General features: G+C 30.5%; 2 protein-coding genes. Both read left to right on the top strand.

From position 1 onward, the window contains the following. A partial coding sequence (locus tag GVN22_RS27805) for a hypothetical protein (RefSeq protein ID WP_205691066.1) occupies positions 1-216 on the top strand: 216 nt, incomplete at its 5' end. A gap of 2 nt (positions 217-218) precedes the next feature. After that, on the top strand, positions 219-1,243 hold a 1,025-nt coding region (locus GVN22_RS27305), incomplete at its 3' end, for a hypothetical protein (RefSeq protein WP_166554154.1).

The raw sequence follows: 1,243 nt of genomic DNA, 5'->3' as shown, positions 1-1,243 counted from the left end.
AATTCCGATAAACTTACTCTTGAAGAAGCCAAAAAGAAGTTTGTAACACTATTAAAATCAGACCCTACAGGTTTCTACAATGTCAATCAAGTGTTTTTTGGACAATTTTCGTATAACGGGCTACCCATATCATCGGATGTGATTTTAAGAAATGCTTGTAATGACTCTAATTTTTGGAAAAATTCGTTATTTAACTTTGTTTCAATAGTTCCTTAAATATGTATAAAATAGAAAAGCAAATTAAGCATGTAAATCGCCTCTTGTCTTCAAATAAAGAGGCTTATTATTATCAAACAATTAAAAATAATCAGTTTTTTATTGAAGGTAATAATCAAAAATACTTAGTTAATGAAAATTTTCAATCAGGTTATTCATATTTAAATGTTACATATTTAGTAGCAAATAGTGGTTTAACATTTAAGATTGATAATTCTATTTTAATTAAAATGGAATACAACTTATTTACTTCTCGGGCTTTTAATTCGAGATATGTTGAAGCAAACAAAGAATTGAATTATGACCTCGAAAATAAGAGGTGGCTTGGAGTTGCTGGGGTTTATGATTTAGAAAATGACAAACTAATTGAAACAGAAATAGGTTTAGGTTTTAGAACATTTATAAACAATTTTGTCTTTTTTAACCCAGAAAATACCATTGTTCGCTTTGAGCCTTCATCTAAAAAGTACCTATGGACATATAGTTTTGAAGGCTACCCTAAAGTAAAAAATCAATATGGGAAAGATGAAAATGTAATGTTACACAATTCTAATAAAGCCTTCACTGGAGTTATAGATAAGCAGCTATGGGTTTCCTTAAACACATCACAGCATTTGGTATTAGATGTTGAAACAGGCGAACAATTAGCTTTATTGGGACAACCTTATAAATACAACAAAGACTATTATACCCAAAAAGTAATGAGTGGGGGACAAATAGATGTTAAACAGGAAAAAATAATTTCATTAGGAAATTGTCAATACAGAGAAATAAACACCAATAACTTCGAAGCTACCTTTATTGATTTACGAGAAGAGTTTGATAGACATGGTGTATCAAGTGTTGGAGATACTCGTTTTGATGATGACTATATCTATTTCTATGATAAAATTTTCTTTGGTGCACAACCACGCAACAAAGTGGCGGTATTGGATAGAAAAACCTTAAAGGTAGTTTGGGTACACGATTTTGCTCAGTACGGCACATTCCCAATGCAAATGGAAAAAACAGATAGACATTTGCTAGT

The sequence above is a fragment of the Cellulophaga sp. BC115SP genome, from assembly GCF_009905545.1.
Taxonomy (GTDB): domain Bacteria; phylum Bacteroidota; class Bacteroidia; order Cytophagales; family Spirosomataceae; genus Flectobacillus; species Flectobacillus rivi.
This window is presented reverse-complemented; position numbering and strand designations above follow the sequence as displayed.